14 protein-coding genes are annotated in these 18,451 nt (G+C 67.1%); 4 read left to right on the top strand and 10 right to left on the bottom strand.

Translation table 11 applies throughout. From position 1 onward, the window contains the following. Window position 1 precedes the first annotated feature (1 nt). From MK313_RS12765 to MK313_RS12755, 3 genes are all read right to left on the bottom strand, one after another. Window positions 2–1,558 carry a class I adenylate-forming enzyme family protein gene (locus tag MK313_RS12765; RefSeq protein WP_121217012.1) on the bottom strand — a complete coding sequence of 519 codons (1,557 nt, stop codon included), beginning with the start codon at window positions 1,556–1,558 and terminating at the stop codon, window positions 2–4. Window positions 1,559–1,565: 7 nt separating this feature from the next. Then, a complete protein-coding gene (locus MK313_RS12760) occupies window positions 1,566–2,720 on the bottom strand; it encodes an acyl-CoA dehydrogenase family protein (protein WP_287781945.1) in 1,155 nt (384 codons plus the stop codon). 83 nt (window positions 2,721–2,803) lie between these two features. Further along, a complete protein-coding gene (locus tag MK313_RS12755) occupies window positions 2,804–4,183 on the bottom strand; it encodes a hypothetical protein (protein WP_287781943.1) in 1,380 nt (459 codons plus the stop codon). 217 nt (window positions 4,184–4,400) lie between these two features. On the opposite strand from MK313_RS12755, the gene MK313_RS12750 reads away from it, so the two are divergent. Both MK313_RS12750 and MK313_RS12745 read left to right on the top strand, forming a co-directional pair. Continuing rightward, entirely contained in the window at window positions 4,401–5,225 is an 825-nt protein-coding gene (locus MK313_RS12750) for an IclR family transcriptional regulator (protein WP_121217017.1), read from the top strand. 20 nt (window positions 5,226–5,245) lie between these two features. Next, window positions 5,246–6,109 (top strand): hypothetical protein, encoded by an 864-nt coding sequence (locus MK313_RS12745; protein ID WP_287781941.1) that lies wholly within the window; start codon window positions 5,246–5,248, stop codon window positions 6,107–6,109. Here the strand turns inward: MK313_RS12745 and MK313_RS12740 are convergent. The 4 genes from MK313_RS12740 to MK313_RS12725 form a co-directional block, all read right to left on the bottom strand. Then, window positions 6,103–6,933, bottom strand: a complete 831-nt coding sequence (locus tag MK313_RS12740) for a ferritin-like domain-containing protein (protein ID WP_287781939.1) — start codon at window positions 6,931–6,933, stop codon at window positions 6,103–6,105. The genes MK313_RS12745 and MK313_RS12740 overlap by 7 nt on opposite strands. Before the next feature lie 4 nt (window positions 6,934–6,937). Continuing rightward, entirely contained in the window at window positions 6,938–7,258 is a 321-nt protein-coding gene (sugE, locus tag MK313_RS12735) for a quaternary ammonium compound efflux SMR transporter SugE (RefSeq protein ID WP_287781937.1), read from the bottom strand. Between the two features lie 243 nt (window positions 7,259–7,501). Beyond that, a complete protein-coding gene (gene bcp, locus MK313_RS12730) occupies window positions 7,502–7,966 on the bottom strand; it encodes a thioredoxin-dependent thiol peroxidase (RefSeq protein WP_287781935.1) in 465 nt (154 codons plus the stop codon). After that, on the bottom strand, window positions 7,963–10,977 hold the full coding sequence (locus tag MK313_RS12725; protein WP_287781933.1) for a bifunctional [glutamine synthetase] adenylyltransferase/[glutamine synthetase]-adenylyl-L-tyrosine phosphorylase: 3,015 nt from the start codon (window positions 10,975–10,977) through the stop codon (window positions 7,963–7,965). The genes bcp and MK313_RS12725 overlap by 4 nt, the downstream gene beginning before the upstream one ends. A gap of 104 nt (window positions 10,978–11,081) precedes the next feature. On the opposite strand from MK313_RS12725, the gene MK313_RS12720 reads away from it, so the two are divergent. Beyond that, complete coding sequence (locus MK313_RS12720) at window positions 11,082–14,252, top strand: AsmA-like C-terminal domain-containing protein (protein WP_287781931.1); 3,171 nt, start codon at window positions 11,082–11,084, stop codon at window positions 14,250–14,252. Window positions 14,253–14,256: 4 nt separating this feature from the next. Here the strand turns inward: MK313_RS12720 and MK313_RS12715 are convergent, their stop codons facing one another. After that, the gene (locus MK313_RS12715) at window positions 14,257–15,045 is read right to left on the bottom strand and encodes a carbonic anhydrase (protein ID WP_287781929.1); all 789 of its coding nucleotides are present in this window, start codon (window positions 15,043–15,045) and stop codon (window positions 14,257–14,259) included. A 154-nt stretch (window positions 15,046–15,199) separates the two neighbouring features. On the opposite strand from MK313_RS12715, the gene MK313_RS12710 reads away from it, so the two are divergent. Next, complete coding sequence (locus MK313_RS12710; protein ID WP_287781927.1) at window positions 15,200–15,748, top strand: 2,4'-dihydroxyacetophenone dioxygenase family protein; 549 nt, start codon at window positions 15,200–15,202, stop codon at window positions 15,746–15,748. 5 nt (window positions 15,749–15,753) lie between these two features. On the opposite strand, the gene MK313_RS12705 is transcribed toward MK313_RS12710, so the two are convergent. Further along, window positions 15,754–16,734: an NAD(P)-dependent oxidoreductase gene (locus tag MK313_RS12705; protein WP_287781926.1), complete on the bottom strand. Its 981-nt coding sequence runs from the start codon at window positions 16,732–16,734 to the stop codon at window positions 15,754–15,756. Window positions 16,735–16,800: 66 nt separating this feature from the next. Then, a complete protein-coding gene (locus tag MK313_RS12700) occupies window positions 16,801–18,261 on the bottom strand; it encodes an amidohydrolase family protein (RefSeq protein WP_287781924.1) in 1,461 nt (486 codons plus the stop codon). Between the last annotated feature and the right edge of the window lie 190 nt (window positions 18,262–18,451).

Here is an 18,451-nt window from a genome sequence, read left to right as displayed (position 1 = left end):
GCTACAGCCCGACCGCTTCCTGCTGCAGCTGGTGGCGCAAGATCTTGCCGGTCGGTGTTGCCGGCAGCGTGTCACGGATGAGGTACTGAGAGGGGTGCTTGTAGGGCGCCAGCCGCTCGGACACGAATTCATCCAGCGCCTCCGCCGTCACGCTGCGGCCGGGGATCGGCTGCACGAAGGCGACCACCTCCTCATTGCCGTCGCGGCTGCGGCCGACCACCACCGCCATCGATACGTCGGGATGGCTGACGATGACGCCCTCCACCTCCGAGGGATAGACGTTGAAGCCGGAGCGGATGATGAGTTCCTTCAGCCGGCCGACGATATAGAGGCTGCCATCTGCTTCCATCCGGGCGAGGTCGCCGGTCTTCAGCCAGTGGTCCGGAGTCAGCACCTCGGCGGTGCGCGCGGGGTCGCGGAAATAGCCCTTCATCACCAGGCCGCCCTTCACCCACATCTCGCCTACGCCACCGACAGGCACATCCTTGCCGCTGGCCGGATCGACCATGCGAACCTCCACCCCGTCCAGCAGCGTACCGACGGAATCATCGTCGCGTTCCTTGCCGATCATCGTCATGCAGACGGTGGGGGAGCTTTCGGTCAGCCCATAGCCGTTGTTCAGCGGCAGGCCGAACATCGCCTCCACCCGCTGCTTCAGCGCCAGGTCCAGCGGCGCGCCGCCGACCGACATGTAGCGCAGCTTCGGCGCCTTCACCGGCTGGCCGCTGCTGGCCGCCAGCCCGATCAGGTGGCTGAACATGGCCGGCACGCCGTGGAAGGTGGTGATGCCGTCCTCGGCCAGTGACCGCGCGGCCTCCGCCGGGACGAAGCGCGAGACCAGCTTCAGCTGGGCGCCGCGATACATGTTGCCGAGGAACACCGAGGCCAGCCCGAACACATGGCTGATCGGCAGCACGGCATAGACCTTGTCGGCCGGCGTGGTCAGCCGGGCATGGCTGCTGCGCCCGGCGATGAACAGCAGATTGCCGTGCGTCAGCATGACGCCCTTGGGGTTGCCGGTGGTGCCGGAGGTATAGATCAGCGCCGCCACCCGGTCGCGCGGCGGACCGAAGCTGGGCATGCGGTGCACGGTGCCCTCAGCCGGTGCGTAGAGCAGTCCGGCTTCCTTCAGGCTGGGGGCTTCGCGTGCGCCGTGGCGTTCGGCATGGGCCTGCGCTTCCTTGGAGACGGCGGTGGTGTAGAGCGTGACGCTGGGCCCGGCATGCTTGCGGATCTCGTCGATCTCGCGCACCGACAGCCGGGCGTTCAGCGGGATCGCCCAGGCACCCAGCCGCATCGCCGCCAGCATGCCGGCAATGGCACCGGCACTGTTTTCCATGACGAACAGCACGCGGTCGCCGGCAGCGACGTCATGCGCGGTCAGGAAATCGGTCAGCGTCCGGACGGCCTCGCCCAGCCTGCCATAGCTCCAGACCGTGCCCTCCTGATCGATGGCGGGCAGGTCGGGGGCGGTCTCGACCCAGTGGCGGATCGAGTCCCAGACATTGTCGTAGATATCCAGCGCCGGCGTCGTGTAGCGCATGGTGGCGGCCTCCATCGCCGGCTCAGCCGGCGAACCGCTTCAGCATTTCGCGCGCGATGATGAGCTGCTGGATCTGCGAGGTGCCCTCATAGATGCGGAACAGGCGGACGTCGCGGTAGAAGCGTTCCACATTATATTCCGCCAGATAGCCGGCACCGCCATGGATCTGCACGGCGCGGTCGGCGACGCGGCCGACCATCTCGGAGGCGTAGTATTTCGCGCAGGCCGCTTCCTGGATGGTGTTCTCGCCCCGGTCGCGCTTCTCGGCGGCGTCCAAGACCATCATCTTGGCGGCGTAGCATTCGGTCTGCGAATCCGCCAGCATCGCCTGGATCAGCTGATAATTGGCGATGGCCTGGCCGAACTGCTTGCGTTCCGTGGCGTAGCGCACGCTCTCCTCAATCAGCCGCTGGGCGACGCCGACGCAGGCGGCGGCGATATTGATGCGGCCACGGTCCAGCACCTTCATCGCGGTCTTGAAGCCCATGCCTTCCTTGCCGCCAATGATCGAATCGGCGGGCACGCGCACATCCTCGAAGATGACGTCGCAGACATGCGCGCCCTTCTGGCCCATCTTCTTGTCGGCCTTACCGAACTTCAGGCCGGGCAGGCCGTTCTCCACGACGAAGGCGGAGATGCCGCCGGCCCCCTTGTTGTCCGGGTCGGTGCGGGCCATCACGGTGAAGACGCCGGCATGCGGCGCGTTGGTGATGTAGCGCTTGGTGCCGTTGATCACATATTCGTTGCCGTCGCGCCGGGCCGAGGTGCGCAGCGAGGCGGCGTCGGAGCCGACATCCGGCTCGGTCAGGCAGAAGCTGCCGATGATCTCGCCGCTGGCCAGCTTCGGCAGGTATTTCGCCTTCTGCTCCGGCGTGCCGTCATTGACGATGCCCTGCGAGCCGATGCCGTTGTTGGTGCCGATGATCGAGCGGAAGGCGGGTGAGGTGTAGCCCAGCTCGAAGGCCAGCTTCACTTCCTCGGTCACATTCAGGCCGATGCCGCCATATTCCTGCGGGATCGACAGGCCGAACAGGCCCAGCTCCTTCATCTCCTCGACGATGTCGTCGGGAATCCTGTCGGTTTCGTCAACCTGCCGCTCCAGCGGCACAAGCCGCTCGCGGATGAAGCGGCGGACGGTCTGGACGAGCTGGTCGAAGGTTTCCTGGTCGAGGGCCACGGCGTCACTCCCAAATGCTTTTTTTGGCGGTTCCCCGACTATAGAAAAGCGAAAGGCAGTTCTGCAATGCGAAATTGTCGAAATCAGATCAGCCTTGCGCAGGCGATGAACAGCAGCACCGTGACATAGGCCATCAGCGTATAGATGCCGTTCCAGCGCCAGGATATCTGGGTGCCGGGCCGGTTCAGCAGCCGGCCCAGGATCAGGCAGGGGATGGAGAAGGGGGAGCCGGGCAGCGCCAGCATCCAGCCGCAGGCCAGCGACAGCGCCAGGATGGTCGGCTCGACCGGCAGGCCGGGCACTCGGATCAGCGCGCCGCCCAGCACCACGACCGAGATGATCGGGTTGAAGGCAAGCTGCGAGGCCAGCGGCACGATGGCGATGATGATGGCCAGCAGCAGGATTGGCTGATCCTCAAGGGGGCGGATCGCGGCGGCCACCAGCTCCGGTGGCAGCAGGGCCGCCACCAGCACACCGATAAAGGCGGAGGAGCTGAGCGTCAGCGTCTCCGGCGAGGCGTTGGGGAAGGACACGGTCACGATCTGGCGCAGGCGCTGCCCGGTCGTTGCAGCCGCATCGCGCAGGCCCAGCCCGGCATTCTGCAGGGCCATCCAGCCAATGACGACGCAGGGGATGGCGGTGATGAGGGCCGGCACGATGGGGATGTCGAGTGCCAGCTTCACCAGCACCACCGAGCCCGCCAGCGCGGCGCAGATCAGCATCATGCCGCCGAAGGCCCGCCAGGGGGCGGGCGGCGGGGGCGGGCGCTTGATATGGGCGCGGGCACGCTGGAAGCTGTGCCAGCGCACACGGTCCTCCAGCCAGCCGACGCCCAGCAGAATGAAGGTGAGGGCAAGCCCCAGCATCAGCAACTGGGCAAGATCGACGCCCGGCAGCAGGCTGACCATCAGCGCCTGGGTGATGGTGGCCGGCGACCACAGCAGGATGGTGGGGAAGCCGCGCAGCACGGCGGAGATCTGGCGCTGCTCGCGGATTTCCGCCAGCGAGGGATCGCCGCTTTCCACGCCGCGGCGGATCATCGGGCCCAGCAGGTTCAGCACGCCGAAATTCAGCAGCAGGCCCAGCAGGTGCCCGCCGGTATGCAAGGCGACATAGCGACGGCCCGGCGGCTGCTGGGTGAGGTAGATGCCGCATTCCAGAACGGCGGGGGAGGTCGCCGCCGCTGTGCGCAGCATGCCCAGTGTCAGCAGGAAGGTCGCCATGTAGGTGGCGGTATCCAGCCCCCGCAGCAGGGGTGTTATCGGATCGTCCCGCCAGAGGACGGCCAGCGCGGTCAGCAGCGCGGCGACCGACAGCAGGATTGCCTCGCGCCGCCCCAGCCGGGGCAGGCAGCCCAGAACGAAGGCGAGATAGGCCGCCGCCGCCACATATTGCGCGTCATGCAGGCCAAAGGCCCGTTCCGCCAGCGTCGCCAGCACCACGACCAGCAGGGCAAGTCCCATGGTTGGGCGCACCGGGGCTGGGCGCGAGGGGGCAGGGCGCGCGGGCGGTACAGGCTTGCTCTCTGTTGCCATTCCGATTCTGTCCGGGATGTTCTCTGTTGCGCGGGCGGATTATTCCGCGTGGCAAAATGAAATTCCGTTATACTGATGCGATAGTAAAGAGAATGCTGCGCTGCAACAATGCGTGGCGAAGAACGGACGGGGTTGCACGGGGCACATGATGTTGAAATCTGCGGAAGCCGGCGGAAAGGATGTGCCGCTCTACGAGGATGATCTTCTGGAGGAGGAAGCGAAGGACAGGCAGTTCGTCACCGCGCTGGCGCGCGGGCTGGATGTGCTGCGCTGCTTCCGGCCCGGCGATGTAGGGCTGGGCAACCAGGAAATCGCTGAGCGGACCCGCCTGCCGAAGCCGACCATCTCCCGCCTGACCTATACGCTGACACGGCTGGGCTACCTGACCTATTCCGAACGGCTGGGCGTCTATCAGCTGGGCTCCGGCGTGCTGGCGCTGGGCTATGCGATGCTGTCCGGGCTGGATATCCGCGAGCGCGCCCGCCCGCTGATGCAGGACCTCGCCAACGATGCCAATGCCTCGGTGGCGCTGGGCACCCGCGACCGGCTGTCGATGGTCTATGTCGAATGCTGCAAGGGGCCGGGCACGGTGACGCTGCGCCTCGATGTCGGCTCGCGCGTGCCGATCGCCACCACGGCGATGGGGCGCTCGCTGCTGAGCGTGCTGCCGGAGGCCGAGCGGGACTATCTGATGGAGTCGATGCGCGAGCGGTTCCCGGACCGTTATCCGGCGGTGAAGGCCGGCATCGAGAAGGCGATGGAGGAAATGGACCGCTACGGCTTCTGCCTCTCGCTGGGTGACTGGCAATCGGATGTGCACGCCGTTGGCGTGCCGCTGCTGTCGGCGGACCGCTCTGCGGTGTTCGCGCTGAATTGCGGCGGGCCGTCCTTCATCCTGTCGCCCGACTATCTGAAGAACGAGGCCGGCCCGCGCCTGGCCGAGATCGCCCGGCAATTGACGGCGCGCTAGGCGCCGCGGATTCTGCAGCCATGATGTCCATGATCAACAGCCTCGTCGCCGGGCCGTTCGGCCAGAGCGCCCTTTTCCCCTTCGTCACATCCCTGCTGGTCGGGCTGGTCATGCGGCTGGCCGGCGGGCCGGGCCGCGGTGCATTGCTGGCCGGCGTCGGCATTCCGGTCGGCTGGCTGGTCAGCTACGCGCTGACCTTCGGCCTGCCGCCCTTCCTGCCGCCGGCGGCCCTGCCAAAGCTGGCGCATGTCGGGCTGGCCGCCGCCGTGCTTGGCTTCCTGCTGGATACACGGCCGGTGAAACGCACCACCGCGCTGACGGTGGCGGTCCTCGGCCTCGCCGGTGTGCTGGTCTGGCTCGCCTGGTCTCCGCTGATGCGCATGCCGGTGAGTACCGGCATCGCGCTGGCGGGCTGCTGGGCGCTGGGCGGCATCGCGCTGTTCCGCCTCTCGCTGGTGGCTGAGGATGGCGCCATCGCCGCCGCCAAGCTGCTGGCGGCGGGCTTCGGGCTGGCGCTGGTCGTCACGCTGACCGGCAGTGCTTCCTACGGCCAGATGGCGGGCGGCATGGCCGCCGCGATTGCCGGTAAATTCATGCTGGCCTGTCTCGCCGTTTCAAGCCCGTTCGGTGCGGCGGCCCTGTTCGGCGGCGTGGTGCTGATGGCGCTGGCCGCGCTGGCATTCCTGTTCGGCAATGCCAATCCCATCGCATTGGCGCTGCTGGTGCTGTGCTTCTTCGGCGATCCGCTGGCGGCACGGCTGCGCTTCGGGTCGGGCGGGGTGGCGAAGCTGCTGGTGCCTGTCATGCACGGTCTGGTGGCGCTGCTGCCGGTCGCCGCCGCCATTGCCGTGTCGCTGTTGCTGGGCGGCGGGCTGCCTTACTGAGGAAGCGTCTCTAAAGGTATGGCCAGCGGCTCGTAATAGACCGCCTTGAACTCGGCCAGATCGCGCGAGGGTTTGTTGAAGGGCGGCTTCAGCAGGCCCCGGAAATGCGCGCGTACCAGCTGGTGATAGGTGGAGACCGGCTCCAGCCCCCGTCGTTCCGCCGCCCATTCGAACCAGCGCCGGCCGGCGGCGACGTGGGTGATCTCGTCATCATGGATGATCTGCAGGGCGTCGGCGCTGGCCGCGTCGCCGGCGGCGCGCAGCTTCTCCACCATGGCCGGCGTCACATCCAGCCCGCGCGCCTCCAGCACCAGCGGCACTACGGCGAGGCGCGCCAGCAGGTCGTGCGCGGTGTTCTGGCTGGCTTCCCACAGCCCGTCATGGGCGGGCAGGGCGCCATAGAAGCTGTCCAGCGCCGCCAGCCGGTCGCACAGCATCAGGAAGTGCCGCGCCTCGTCATCGGCCACCTGCACCCAGTCGTCGAAGAAAGCACGCGGCAGGTCTTCACCGGCGAAGCGCGCGGCGATGTCCCAGGCGAGGTCGATGGCGTTCAGCTCGATATGCGCCAGCGCGTGCAGCAGCGCCGCGCGTCCGGCGGGGGCGGCGGTGATCTTGCGCTTCTTCACCCGGTTGGGCGGCAGCAGGTCGGGCTTGTCCGGCCGGGCCGGCCGGTCGGGCGGAACAGTATCCCCAAGTGATGTCAGTACGCCGCCGCGCCAGGCTTCGGCAACCTGTCGGCCGAGCCGAGCCTTCGCCGCCGGATCGGCAGTTTCCAGCACGGCGACAGCGGCCTCGGTCAGGCTGGCGAAGGGCAGGACGTCCATCGGGTCAGGCAGGGGTGATGAGCTTCAGCCCGACGATGCCGGCGACGATCATGGCGATGCAGCCGATGCGGATGACATCGACGGCTTCGTTGAACAGAAAGATGCCCAGCACGACCGTGCCTACCGTGCCGATGCCGGTCCAGATTGCATAGGCGGTGCCCAGCGGCAGTGTCTTCAGCGCGAAGGCCAGCAGGAAGAAGCTGGCCGCCATCGCGGCGATGGTGCCAAGCGACGGCCAGAGCCGGCTGAAGCCCTCGGTGTATTTCAGGCCGACGGCCCAGCCGATCTCGAACAGTCCGGCGAAGAACAGGGCGACCCATGCCATGGCAACCTCCCGCGCGATGCAACGCGCCATCGGGTCGGGAAGGGGCCGTCCCCTTCAACAGGATGAAAAAGGCGCCGGGTCGTCCCGGCGCATATTTATTCGGTTGTCATTCCCGGGCTTGTCCCGGGAATCCAGGGTTCAGCCTGTCTTGGCCTCGACAAGCGGAACCCTGGACCCTCGGCACAAGGCCGAGGGTGACGGTCCGAGAGGGGAGATAGGACATGCAGTCTTTACCTGCAAGCCCTAGATCGCCTGCACCGCCTTCAGCACCTCGGCGGCATGGCCATCGACCTTCACCTTGCGCCAGACATTGCGCACGACGCCCTGGCCATCGATGACGAAGGTGGCGCGCTCCATGCCCATGTACTTCTTGCCGTACATGCTCTTCTCGACCCAGGTGTCGTAGGCTTCCGAGGCCTTGCCATCCTCGTCGGAGGCGATGGGGAAGTTCAGCTCGTACTTGGCCTTGAACTTGTCGTGGCTCTTCACCGGATCGCGCGAGACGCCGATCACCACCGCATCGACGCCGGAGAAGTCGGGCAGGGCATCGCGGAAGGCGCAGGCCTCCTTGGTGCAGCCGGGCGTATCGTCCTTCGGATAGAAATACAGCACAACCTTCTTGCCCTTCAGGCCGGACAGCGAAACCGAGCCGCCGCCATCGGTCGGCATCGAGAAATCGGGGGCCTTGTCGCCAACATTCACGGTCATTTCGTCTTCTCCTGCTGGGATGGTTTCGGCAGCGCGGCTGCGGGATCGTCGATCAGCGCGCGATAGCACGCCAGCGCCTGTTCGGCAGTGGCGAGGATATTCTGCTTAAGCCCGTCGAAGTCAACCGCGCCGCCGGCCCGCAGCAGCGCGTCCTTCTGGTCGCGCGTCGCAGCCTCCTCATCGAAGGCGGCATCGCCGACGGCAATGCGCAGCAGCCCCTGCAGGCGCCGCCACAGCCGGGTTGCGGCGATCAGCGTGGCGCCCGTTTCCGCCGGCAGGCAGCCTGCTCCGACCAGCTTCTCATAGGCGGCGGTGGTGTTCTGGTCCAGCACATCAGGCCGTTCCGCGGCGTGGCGCAGCTGCAGATACTGGACAGCGAACTCCACATCGACCAGCCCGCCACGGCCCATCTTCACATCCCACAGGATGGTGCCGGGCTTTTCCTTCTCGACCCGGTGGCGCATATCGGCGACATCGGCCAGCAGGGTGGCGGGATCACGTGGTTGTGTCAGGATGCGGCGGATCACCGCCGATGCCGCGTCAAGCAGTGCCTCCGGCCCGGCGACAGGCCGGGCACGGGTCAGGGCCATGAACTCCCAGGTCCAGGCGCTTTCGGCATAGTATTTCGCGAAGCTTTCCAGGCTGGAGGCGATGGGGCCGGTCTTGCCCGAGGGGCGCAGCCGCATATCCACCGGATAGACATCGCCCTCGCCGGTCTGCGCGGTCAGTGCCGAGATCAGCCGCTGGCCGAGCCGGGCGTAATACTGCACGGCGGGCAGGGGGCGCGGCCCGTCGGACTGGGCGTCGATCGGCGCATCATACAGGAAGACGAGGTCGAGATCGGAGCCGATGGTCATCTCGCCGCCGCCCAGCTTGCCCAGTGCCACCACCGCGATGCCGCCGGTGTCGCCCTCGGGGCCCGGTGGCATGCCGTGCTGGCGCGCGAAATCCGCCTCGACATGCGGCAGCAGCGCGCGGATCGCGGTTTCCGCCACCCGGCTGAGCAGCGGCCCGGCGGCATCCGCATCCAGCTTGCCCGACAGGATATGCAGCCCGATCAGGAAGCGCCGGTCATTGTTCCAGCGCCGCACGATGTCCAGCACATCCTGATAGTCGCCGGCCAGCCCCAGCGCCTGGTCTAGATCGCGCTGCAGCGCCTCGGCGGATTGCAGGGCCGCGACGTCCGGCTCGGTCAGCAGGCTTTCCAGCAGGCCGGGCCGGCGGCTCAGCTGCTCCGCCAGGAAGGGCGCGCCGCCCATCACCTGCGCCACCGCTTCCAGCAGCCTCGGATTGGCCTGGAACATGGAGAACAGCTGCACACCGGCCGGCAGCCGGGACAGGAACTGGTCGAAGCGCAGGAAGGCGGTATCGGGCGAGGCAGAGCGCGACAGCGTTTCCAGCAGCAGCGGCATCAGCTCGGTCAATATCTGCCGGGCACGCTCGCTGCGCGTCGCGCGGTAGCGGCCATGGTGCCAGCCGCGCACCAGGCTGGCGACGCGCTCGGGATTGTCGTAGCCCATCTCCGCCAGCGTCTCCAGCGTGTCCGGGTCGCTCTCGCCGCCGGTGAAGACCAGGTTGCCGCGCGCCTGCTCGCCGGCCACGGTCAGGCTGGGCGATTCCTCGAACAGCTCGCTGTAATGGGTCTCGACGGTCTGCAGATGGTGCAGCAGGTCGCGCCGGAAGGCCTCGCCATCGGGATAGGCCAGGAAGGCGGCCAGCCGCTCGATACCGGCATCGTCCTTCGGCAGGGTCTGGGTCTGGGCATCCTCGATCATCTGTAGCCGGTGCTCGACCTGGCGCAGGAAGCGGTAGGCCGTCTTCATCTCCTCGGCCACCGCCTCGGTGATGCGTCCGGCGCGGACCAGCGCGTCCAGCGCGCTGCAGGTGTCGGAAATGCGCAGGTCGGCGTTGCGCCCGCCCCAGATCAGCTGCTGGGTCTGCGCAAAGAATTCGATCTCGCGGATGCCGCCACGGCCCAGCTTGATGTTGTGGCCCAGTACCGCAATGGTCCGCCCGCCCTTGTGCGCGGCGATCTGGCGCTTGATCGAATGGATGTCCTGGATCGCCGCGAAATCCAGATGCTTGCGCCAGATATAGGGCGCGATGTGCGACAGGAAGCGCTGGCCGGCCTCGATATCGCCGGCAACCGGCCGCGCCTTGATCATGGCGGCGCGTTCCCAGTTCTGGCCGACGCTGGTGTAGTAGGATTCCGCCGCCGCCCCCGACACCGCGACCGGCGTGGCGCCGGGATCGGGGCGCAGGCGCAGATCGGTGCGGAAGACATAGCCGTCCACCGTGCGTTCCTCGATGATCTTCACCAGATCCTGGGTCAGGCGTACCATCGGCTGGCGCAGGCTCTCGATCTCCGCATAGAGCGGGAGCTCGTCGTCATAGAAGACGATCAGATCGATATCGCTGGAATAGTTCAGTTCCCGCGCGCCCAGCTTGCCCATGCCCAGGATGACGAGGCCACTACCCTCGCTGGGATTGTCCGGGTTGGCGAGCGGCAGCTTGCCCTGCTTCGCCAGCATCCGCAGCAGGAAGTCGGCGCCGACCTGAAGGCTGCGTTCGGCCAGCGCACTCAGCGCCTGCGTTACCTGCTCCAGCGTCCATTGCCCGGTGATGTCGGCAAGCGCGATGGACAGGGCCGCCTGGCGCTTGGCGCGGCGCAGCCCCTTCATCAGCGCCTTCATATCGTCGCTTTCGCCGGCTAGATCACATTGGGCGAGGGCATTGGCGAAACCCTGGTCCACACCGTCCTGGAGCAGCAGCCGGGCGAAGCCGATATCCTTCAGCAGGCAGTCTGTCAGGAAGGGCGAGTTGCCGAACAGCGCCTCCAGCAGGGCGCGGGCATCGGGCGCTTCAGCGATCTGCCGGGCGAAGCCGGCCAGGTCCGGATCGTCGGTGCGGTCGGCGGTCTCGATCCAGCGCTCCATGCCGATGGAGGCGGCCTGCGGGTTTGCCGGGCGTGGCTGTTGTTTTGATTGAAGTAGAAGGGTCAAATTGGTCATAACGCTATGCTGGGGGTGGTCGCGATGCCGGCGTCAAGCCTCTGCATGACGGTCGTTCGGCGGTCGCGCAAGCCTAAATCCCGCAGCGGGAGGAATGAAACACAGTGATTCGGCGCCCGACCTTGCGGCGAAGCGCCGTCATCGCCCTTGAGGTGATGGCCGGCTCGGTCGCGGCGCTCAGCGTTCTGCTGATGCTGGCCTTCTGGCGCCTGACCGCCGGGCCGATCCCGCTGGATTTCCTGCGCACCTATACCGAAGCCGCCCTCGAACAGGCCCTGCCGGGCTACGATGTGGCACTGGAGCGCACGCAGATCGTCTGGGAGGCGGAAGAAAAATCCCTGAAGCTGGAGGCGACGGATGCCCGTATCGCCGGCGATGCGGGCGGGCCGACCGCGACAGTACCGGCGATCCAGATCCGCTTCAGCCTGCGCGGCTTGCTGCGCGGCCTGCTGGCGCCGGTGGAGATCGAAGCGGTCGAACCCTCCTTCTCGGTCGTGCGGCTGCGCGACGGCAGCCTCAGGCTTGGGCCGCCGGAAGGGGCGGAACCTGCACAGCCGGCGGCGGGTGGCGATGCGCTCTCCGCCATCCTGGACGAGCTGAACCGCGCGCCCGATCCCGGCAGCATCACCGGCTATCTGGAGGTTGTGCGCGTGCGGCGCGCCAGCCTGACCATCATCGATCTGGCGCTGGGCACGCGCTGGTCGGTACCCAGCGCCGACATATTGCTGCGGCGCGGCGAACGCGGGCTGCGCAGCCGCGGGCGGCTGGAATTCGATGTCGGCACCATGCCGCTGATCCTCAGCTTTGACGGCAGCCACCGGCTGACCGACCGCACCTCGCGCCTGTCGGTAGAGTTCAGCGGGCTGGAGCCGGATGTGCTGGCCCGCAAGGTGCCGGAGCTGGCGGCGCTGAGCGCCATCGGCCTGCCGCTGTCCGGCAGCCTGGAGGTCGAGGCTGAGGCGCTGACCATCGCGCGCAGCATCGAAGTGCAGGTGCGCGGAGAGAGCGGCCAGATCGAGCTGCCGACGCTGTACGATTTGCCGCTGCCGGTGCGCGCCATCGAGGCCAGCCTGACCTACCGCCGCGACAGCAAGATGCTGATGCTGCCCAGCCTGGTTATCGATCTGGGGACGGCGGCCAAGGCCGGGCCGCGCCTCAGCCTGACCGGCACACTGATCGATGTCGGCGATACCGGCAGCTACGGGCTGGTGGCCGAGGCGGTGGCGGAGAATGTCGCCACCGACGATCTGGCCGGATACTGGCCGCGCGAGGTGGGGCGCAATCCGCGCGACTGGGTGACGAAGAATCTGGAAGGCGGCGGCGTGTCGCGGGCGCGCATCTCGCTGCGCGGTAAGATGGCACGGGACGATCCCGGCGCTATCGAGGTTGAGGATTTCGACGGCGAGATCGCCTTTGCCGGCGTGACCACCCATTACATGCGCCCCTTGCCGCCGGTGCTGGAGACGGCGGGGCGCGCGGAATTCTCGCCCGGACGGTTCAAAATCGAGGTGGAGAGCGGCCGGCTCTACGATCTGGCGGCCGGTCCAGCGACCATCGACATGACCGGCCTCGATGGCCACGAGGAACTGGCCGATATCGAGGTGGTGGTGCGTGGCCCGTTGCGCGACGTGATGCGGGTGATTGACCACAAGCCGCTGGATTATGCGACCGCGCTGGGCATTCCGCCGGCCAATGTGGACGGGCTGGCGGCGGCGCGGCTGGTGTTCCAGTTCCCGCTGGTGAATGATCTGGGTCTCGACCGGGTGAAGCTGGCGGCGGCGGCCAACATGCGCGACGTCGCGCTGAAGAAAATCCTGCTGGACCAGGATTTCAAGGATGGCGAGCTGGCGCTGACGCTGGACGGGCGCGGCATGACCATCAAGGGGACGGGCCGCTTCTCGGATGTGCCGATCCCGCTGACCTGGCGCGAGGAATTCCGCACCAACGTCCCGGTTCGGCGGCGCATCACGGCGTCCGGTGCGCTGGACGATGTGGCGCGCAAGCGGCTTGGGTTCGATTTCCTGCAACCCTATGTCACCGGCCCGGTCCCGACCGAAATCGACTACCGGCAGGCCAGCGACGGTACGGATCGCATATCGGCGACCCACGATCTGCTCGATGCCACCCTGTCGCTGCCGGAGGTGGGCTGGAGCAAGCCGCCGCAGACCGCCGGCACGGCGCGGCTGGATATCGTGATCCCGAAGAGTGGCGATCCCCGCTTCGAGCGGTTCCAGATTGCGGCTTCCGATCTGGCGGCGGCCGGGCAGGCGGTGTTCATGCCGGATTTCGAGCATCTGCGCCGCGTCGATTTCACCGAGCTGAAGCTGGGAGAGACCGATATCGCGGGCAGCGTCGTCCGGCAGTCTGACGGGCTGTTGCTGATCGATATGTCGGGGCGCAACCTCGATCTGCGCCCGGTCCTGGAAGAGGACGAGAATGAGGACACGGCGGACGATACGCCGCCCAGCTTCCCGCCCTTGCAGGTGAATGGCCGGTTCCAGCGTGTGTTGCTGGAGGATGACCGGCTGCTCGACGGGGTCGAGGCCAATCTGGTGCATGATGGCACGACCTGGCGTGATGTGAAGCTGGCCGGGCGGCTGGCGGAGGCGGGGCGCTTCGACCTCGTGGCCACGCCGGCCACCGGCGGCGGGCACGAATTCATCCTGGTGTCGGACGATGCCGGCGCTGCGCTGCGCAGTTTCGGCCTGTTCGACCGCATGGTGGGCGGTCGGCTGCGCGCCGATGGCCGCGGCGATTTCGACGATTTCCGCAAACCGATGCAAGCGGCACTGGATATCGCAGATTTCCGCATCGTGCGGGCCGAGGCGCTGGCCGAGGTACTGCGCGTCACCGCGTCCAAGGATATCCAGTCGGCGCTGGCCGGGGAGGGCATCGCCTTCACCCGTCTGACCGCCGATATCGAGCGCAAGGAGAAGGTGACGCGCATCCGCAATGCCCGTGCTGTGGGGGCGGCCATCGGCCTGTCGGTCGACGGCGTGATCGATGACGGGAAGGGCAATCTCGACCTCTCCGGGCTGATCGTGCCGGCCTATCAGCTGAGCCAGGCGCTGGGCTCGATCCCGCTGCTGGGCCCGCTGATCGTCGGCGGCAAGGATGAGGGGCTGCTGGCGACCGAGTTCCGCCTCGACGGACCGTCGGAAAATCCGCGCATCACGGTGAATCCGCTGACCGCGCTGGCACCGGGCTTCCTGCGCGACCTGTTCCGGTTCTTCGGCGATAGGGGCGGCGCGGAACCGCCGCCGGCGCCCCGCTGATCCGTCAGTTGCGGGTAGCGGGGATTTCCCGGCCATTGCGCGGTTGCAGCGGGCGGGCATTGCCGGTGCCGCCGACCGCCTCGCGCAGCAGGCGCGCCTGTTCGGCGGACAGGGTGAGCGGGCGCCGCAGCACGAACCAGTCGACCCGCTCGGTGCAGGGCGGCACGGTCAGCGACCCGGTGTAGCGGGCGTAGGAGAGATCGTCGGGCAGCAGTTCGTGGGCGGAAAAGCTCTGGTCGGGCAGGGTGCGCTCCAGCCCCGATCCGCTGGGCAGGGCGGCCAGCACCCGGTCGATGCCGCGGTTCGGGCGCCCCTCATCCATCAGCACCGACAGGATCGCCACATGGCCGTCGGCGCGCTGATGCACAAGCTGCAACTCGGCGGCGAATTCCCGCCCGTCCAGCCGGTGCTCGGCCGGCACGCGGATGTCGATATGGCGCAGATTGTAGGCGCTCCAGCCGCTATCCAGCACGTCACGCGGCCCGCCGCGCAGCTTCAGTACGCGGCCGGTATTCATCACCGACAGCGCGCCGCCGGGATATTTCAGCGTCAGCGGCGGCAGGTCGGCCAGGGTGACCGCTGTCACATCGATGGGCGATTGCCGGATGCCATTGCCGCAGGCCCAGTAGGATGGCGACAGGCTGCTCCAGAAGGCGGGGCCAGTCTGCCCCTTATAGTCCCAGCCAAGCGCCATGGTGTGCTGCTGATCGACCAGCGGCGTCGCGCCCGCCGGCAATGCCGTGAGGGTCAGCAGGGTGGCGAGTGCCAGGGAAAGGGTAGGGCGTCTCATCATCGCTGCGGATGCTAGTGCAGAATCCCGCTCCTGTGAATCTCCCGCGTGGTGCCCATGCGCCGCGCGCAGTGTTTAACCGGCTTTTCTTATGTGTATGCTGTCGCCTGAAGCCAATAGCCACTCTGGCCAATAGCCCTTTGGGAGGATTTACAAGATGAGCAGCAATGTGGTGCCGATGACGGAGGAGCTTGCGCCGGGCAAGCCGGGCAAGAATTTCGTGCGCATTCCGCTGCCGATGGATGCAGCGCCGGAACTGGTGATCGACACCTCCGGCGATGACGAGCGCATGTGGATGCAGCTGTCCGACAATGTCTGGATCCGTCCGCTGATGCTGAATGTCGTGCAGGGCAGCTGGGTGAACATCCTGAAGGCGAAAGCCGGCGGCATCGTCAGCCGCCACCGCCATCCGGCGATGGTCACCGGCTACACGCTGGACGGCGCCTGGGGCTATCTGGAGCATGATTGGGTCGCCACTAAGGGCACTTTCATCTTCGAGCCGGCGGGCGAGACCCATACGCTGGTGGTCGATCCCAAAGTCGGGCACATGACCACCCTGTTCCACAATATGGGCCCGCTGCTCTATGTCGATGAGAACGGCAAGCAGACGGGCTATGAGGATGTGTTCACCCGCATCGAGAAGTTCCGCGCCTACTACCGCCAGAACGGTCTCGGCGAGGGCTTCATCGAACAGCTGATCCGTTAAGGCCCCTACAGACGCGGCGGCTTCAGCCCGGCGCGGGCGCAGGCGAGATCGACCAGCACGGTCCAGTCGGTCTCCGCATGCCCCGACGCCCGGGCAAGGCCATAGCATTCGCGTGCCGCATGGCCGAGGAACATCGGGATGTCGGCGGTCCGTGCCGCGTCCAGCGCCAGGTTCAGGTCCTTATCGGCCAGCTTCACCCGGAAGCCGGGATCGAGATCGCCCTTCAGCACCTTTGACGGGTAGTTGGTGACGAGGTGGCCGTTGGTCGCCGTGGTGCCGTTCACCACGTCCAGCGTCGGCTGCAGGGCGAGGCCGAAATGCTGGATCAGCGCCATCGCCTCGGCATTCACCTGGTTCATCACGATGGCGATGTAGTTGTTCACCAGCTTGGTGCGGATGCCGGCCCCCGGCGCGCCGCAATGATGGATGGTATTGCCCATCGCCTCCAGCAGCGGCTTCACACGGCCGAAATCGTTGGAGCTGGCGCCGACCATGAACAGTGACTTGCCCTGTTCGGCGAAGGTCACGGTGCGCCCGACCGGCGCATCGACGAAGCCGTGGCCGCGTTCGCCCAGCGCCATCGACAGCAGGTCGGTGACGGACGGGTCGATGGTGCTCATATCCATCACCAGCATTTCCGCGCTTGCCGACTCGGCCAGCCCGCCGGGGCCGAGCACGACCGCCTCCACATCCGGCGAGTCCGGCAGCATGGTGACGATGATGTCGGCATTGGCCGCGACCTCGGCGATGCTGCCGGCGGCTGTCGCGCCCTCGGCGACCAATGCTGCCACCGCGTCCGGGTTCATGTCATAGACGATCATCTCCGCCCCGGTTCCGCGCAGCAGGTTGCGCGCCATCGGGCGGCCCATCGCCCCCAGCCCGATAAAGCCAATCCGTTCCATTGTTTCCTCCCAGTATTTTGTTTGGTTGTTTGGGTTTCGTTTGTCATGCCCGGACTTGATCCGGGCATCCAGGGGCGGCGCCATGCCTGCACAGTTTCAGACCGTGGCTCTGGATTGCCGGGTCAAGCCCGGCAATGACAGTTTTGCGAATCACCCCCGCGCCAGCGACAGCGGGGAGACCTGTTCCGCCGTGCGGTGCAGCCGGTCGCGCTTGGAGACAGCCTGCAGCATGTCGGCCTGCACCTTCTGCAGCGTGTCGGCGGCCTCGTCGCGGTCCACTGTCAGCACCTTGCCGTCGCGCACCAGCTGGCGGCCATCGACATAGACTTCCCGGACCGCGCGGTCGGCGGCGGAATAGACCAGGCTGCGCAGCGGGTCGCGCACCGGCCGCATGGCGGGGTGGGTGAGATCGACCAGCACGATATCGGCCTTGGCGCCAACGGCGATGCGGCCCAGATCGTCCCGGCCCAGCGCCTCCGCCCCGCCGATGGTGGCGGCGTGGAACACCTCCCCGATGTTGGTGTCCTCGACATGGCGGCCGCCGATGCGGCCCAGCGTGGCGGCGAGGCGTATTTCCTCCAGCATGTTGTGCGGCTGGGTGTCGGTGCCGATCGCCATCGACACGCCGGCCTTCACATACTGGCCGAAGCTTTCCATCATCTGGCCATAGCGGCTGAACACCAGCGGGCAATGCGCGACGCGGGTGCCGGTCTCGGCCAGCAGCGGCACGTCGCGGTGGGTGTGCCAGCGAATCCAGGAATGGTGGTCCAGGAAGATGGCATGCGCCAGGATCATCCGGTCCGACAGCAGGCCAATATCGCCCAGCCACTGCACCGGGGTGAGGCCATGCCGGCGGGTGATCTCCAGATGGTCCCACACGCACTGGCCGGTATGCAGGGTGATCGGCCAGTTGCGCTCCTTTGCCATATCGTTGCTGTTGCGCAGCAGCTCGACGGAGCAGGTATCGACCTGCGCCGGGCTGACCATGGCGGACAGCCGCCCGCTGGGATGCTGCACGGCCAGGTCCATGGTGCGGAAGGCCGCCTCCATCGCCTTGCGGCCGGCCTTCTCGTCCCAGTCATACTCGACCGTGTGGCCGGTGCGCGCGACCCAGGCGGCGGAGCGGTACATCGGCGCGGCAACAGCGCGGATGCCGGTATCGGCCAGTGTGTCCAGCCAGCCCTCATAGGGGATGGCGAGATCGACTACGGTGGTGGTGGCGCTCAGCAGCAGCTCGGAGATCGCCATGCGGGTGGCGGCGCGCAGCCCCTCGGCGGCCAGCGTGTCGCTGTCCATCGAATGGCCGGGCAGGAACAAAGGCTTCGGGTCGGCGACGCCGCTCATATAGAGCGCCGGGTTGCCGATCTCCTCGGTGACGCCGCGCCCGACATTCTCCGACAGCAGGTGGGAATGGATATCGACCAGCCCCGGCATGACCATGAGGTCTTTACCGTCGATGGTCTTGTCCACGGGGCCGGTATAGCCAGGGCCGATATGGGTGATGCGGTCGTCGGTGAAGACGATGTCGATACACTGCCTGTAGACGTGCCGTTTTGCCTCCGCGTCCCACAGGATGGCCCAGCCGATATCGGCGATGCGTGTCGTGCTCATGAAGCTCCCCCTTGTTATTGCAGCTATTGCAGCGCGGGCGGGCTTCATGCGCAATCGCTCATCGGCGGCGTGGCGCGCATGGCGGTATGCAGGGGGGGCGGGGGGATGTGCAGAAACCCTCTCCCCTGGCGGGAGAGGGTGGTGAGCGATAGCGAACCGGGTGAGGGGGCGGCACTGTCCTTGGCATTAC

It is taken from the genome of Oceanibaculum sp. (genome assembly GCF_022449305.1).
In the GTDB taxonomy this organism is placed as follows: Bacteria; Pseudomonadota; Alphaproteobacteria; order Oceanibaculales; family Oceanibaculaceae; genus Oceanibaculum; species Oceanibaculum indicum.
Note: the sequence above shows the minus strand (reverse complement) of the source record. Positions and strands in the feature narration are given on the sequence as shown.

Excerpts from the sequence above, each read along its gene's own strand:
- MK313_RS12740 (WP_287781939.1), bottom strand. The coding sequence starts at position 6,933 with ATGGACGTCCTGCCCTTCGCCAGCCTGACCGAGGCCGCTGTCGCCGTG.
- MK313_RS12755 (WP_287781943.1), bottom strand. The coding sequence starts at position 4,183 with ATGGGACTTGCCCTGCTGGTCGTGGTGCTGGCGACGCTGGCGGAACGG.
- MK313_RS12705 (WP_287781926.1), bottom strand. The coding sequence starts at position 16,734 with ATGGCGCCGCCCCTGGATGCCCGGATCAAGTCCGGGCATGACAAACGA.
- bcp (WP_287781935.1), bottom strand. The coding sequence starts at position 7,966 with ATGACCGTGAATGTTGGCGACAAGGCCCCCGATTTCTCGATGCCGACC.
- MK313_RS12725 (WP_287781933.1), bottom strand. The coding sequence starts at position 10,977 with ATGACCAATTTGACCCTTCTACTTCAATCAAAACAACAGCCACGCCCG.
- MK313_RS12765 (WP_121217012.1), bottom strand. The coding sequence starts at position 1,558 with ATGGAGGCCGCCACCATGCGCTACACGACGCCGGCGCTGGATATCTAC.
- MK313_RS12750 (WP_121217017.1), top strand. The coding sequence starts at position 4,401 with ATGATGTTGAAATCTGCGGAAGCCGGCGGAAAGGATGTGCCGCTCTAC.
- MK313_RS12745 (WP_287781941.1), top strand. The coding sequence starts at position 5,246 with ATGATGTCCATGATCAACAGCCTCGTCGCCGGGCCGTTCGGCCAGAGC.
- sugE (WP_287781937.1), bottom strand. The coding sequence starts at position 7,258 with ATGGCATGGGTCGCCCTGTTCTTCGCCGGACTGTTCGAGATCGGCTGG.
- MK313_RS12710 (WP_287781927.1), top strand. The coding sequence starts at position 15,200 with ATGAGCAGCAATGTGGTGCCGATGACGGAGGAGCTTGCGCCGGGCAAG.
- MK313_RS12700 (WP_287781924.1), bottom strand. The coding sequence starts at position 18,261 with ATGAGCACGACACGCATCGCCGATATCGGCTGGGCCATCCTGTGGGAC.
- MK313_RS12715 (WP_287781929.1), bottom strand. The coding sequence starts at position 15,045 with ATGATGAGACGCCCTACCCTTTCCCTGGCACTCGCCACCCTGCTGACC.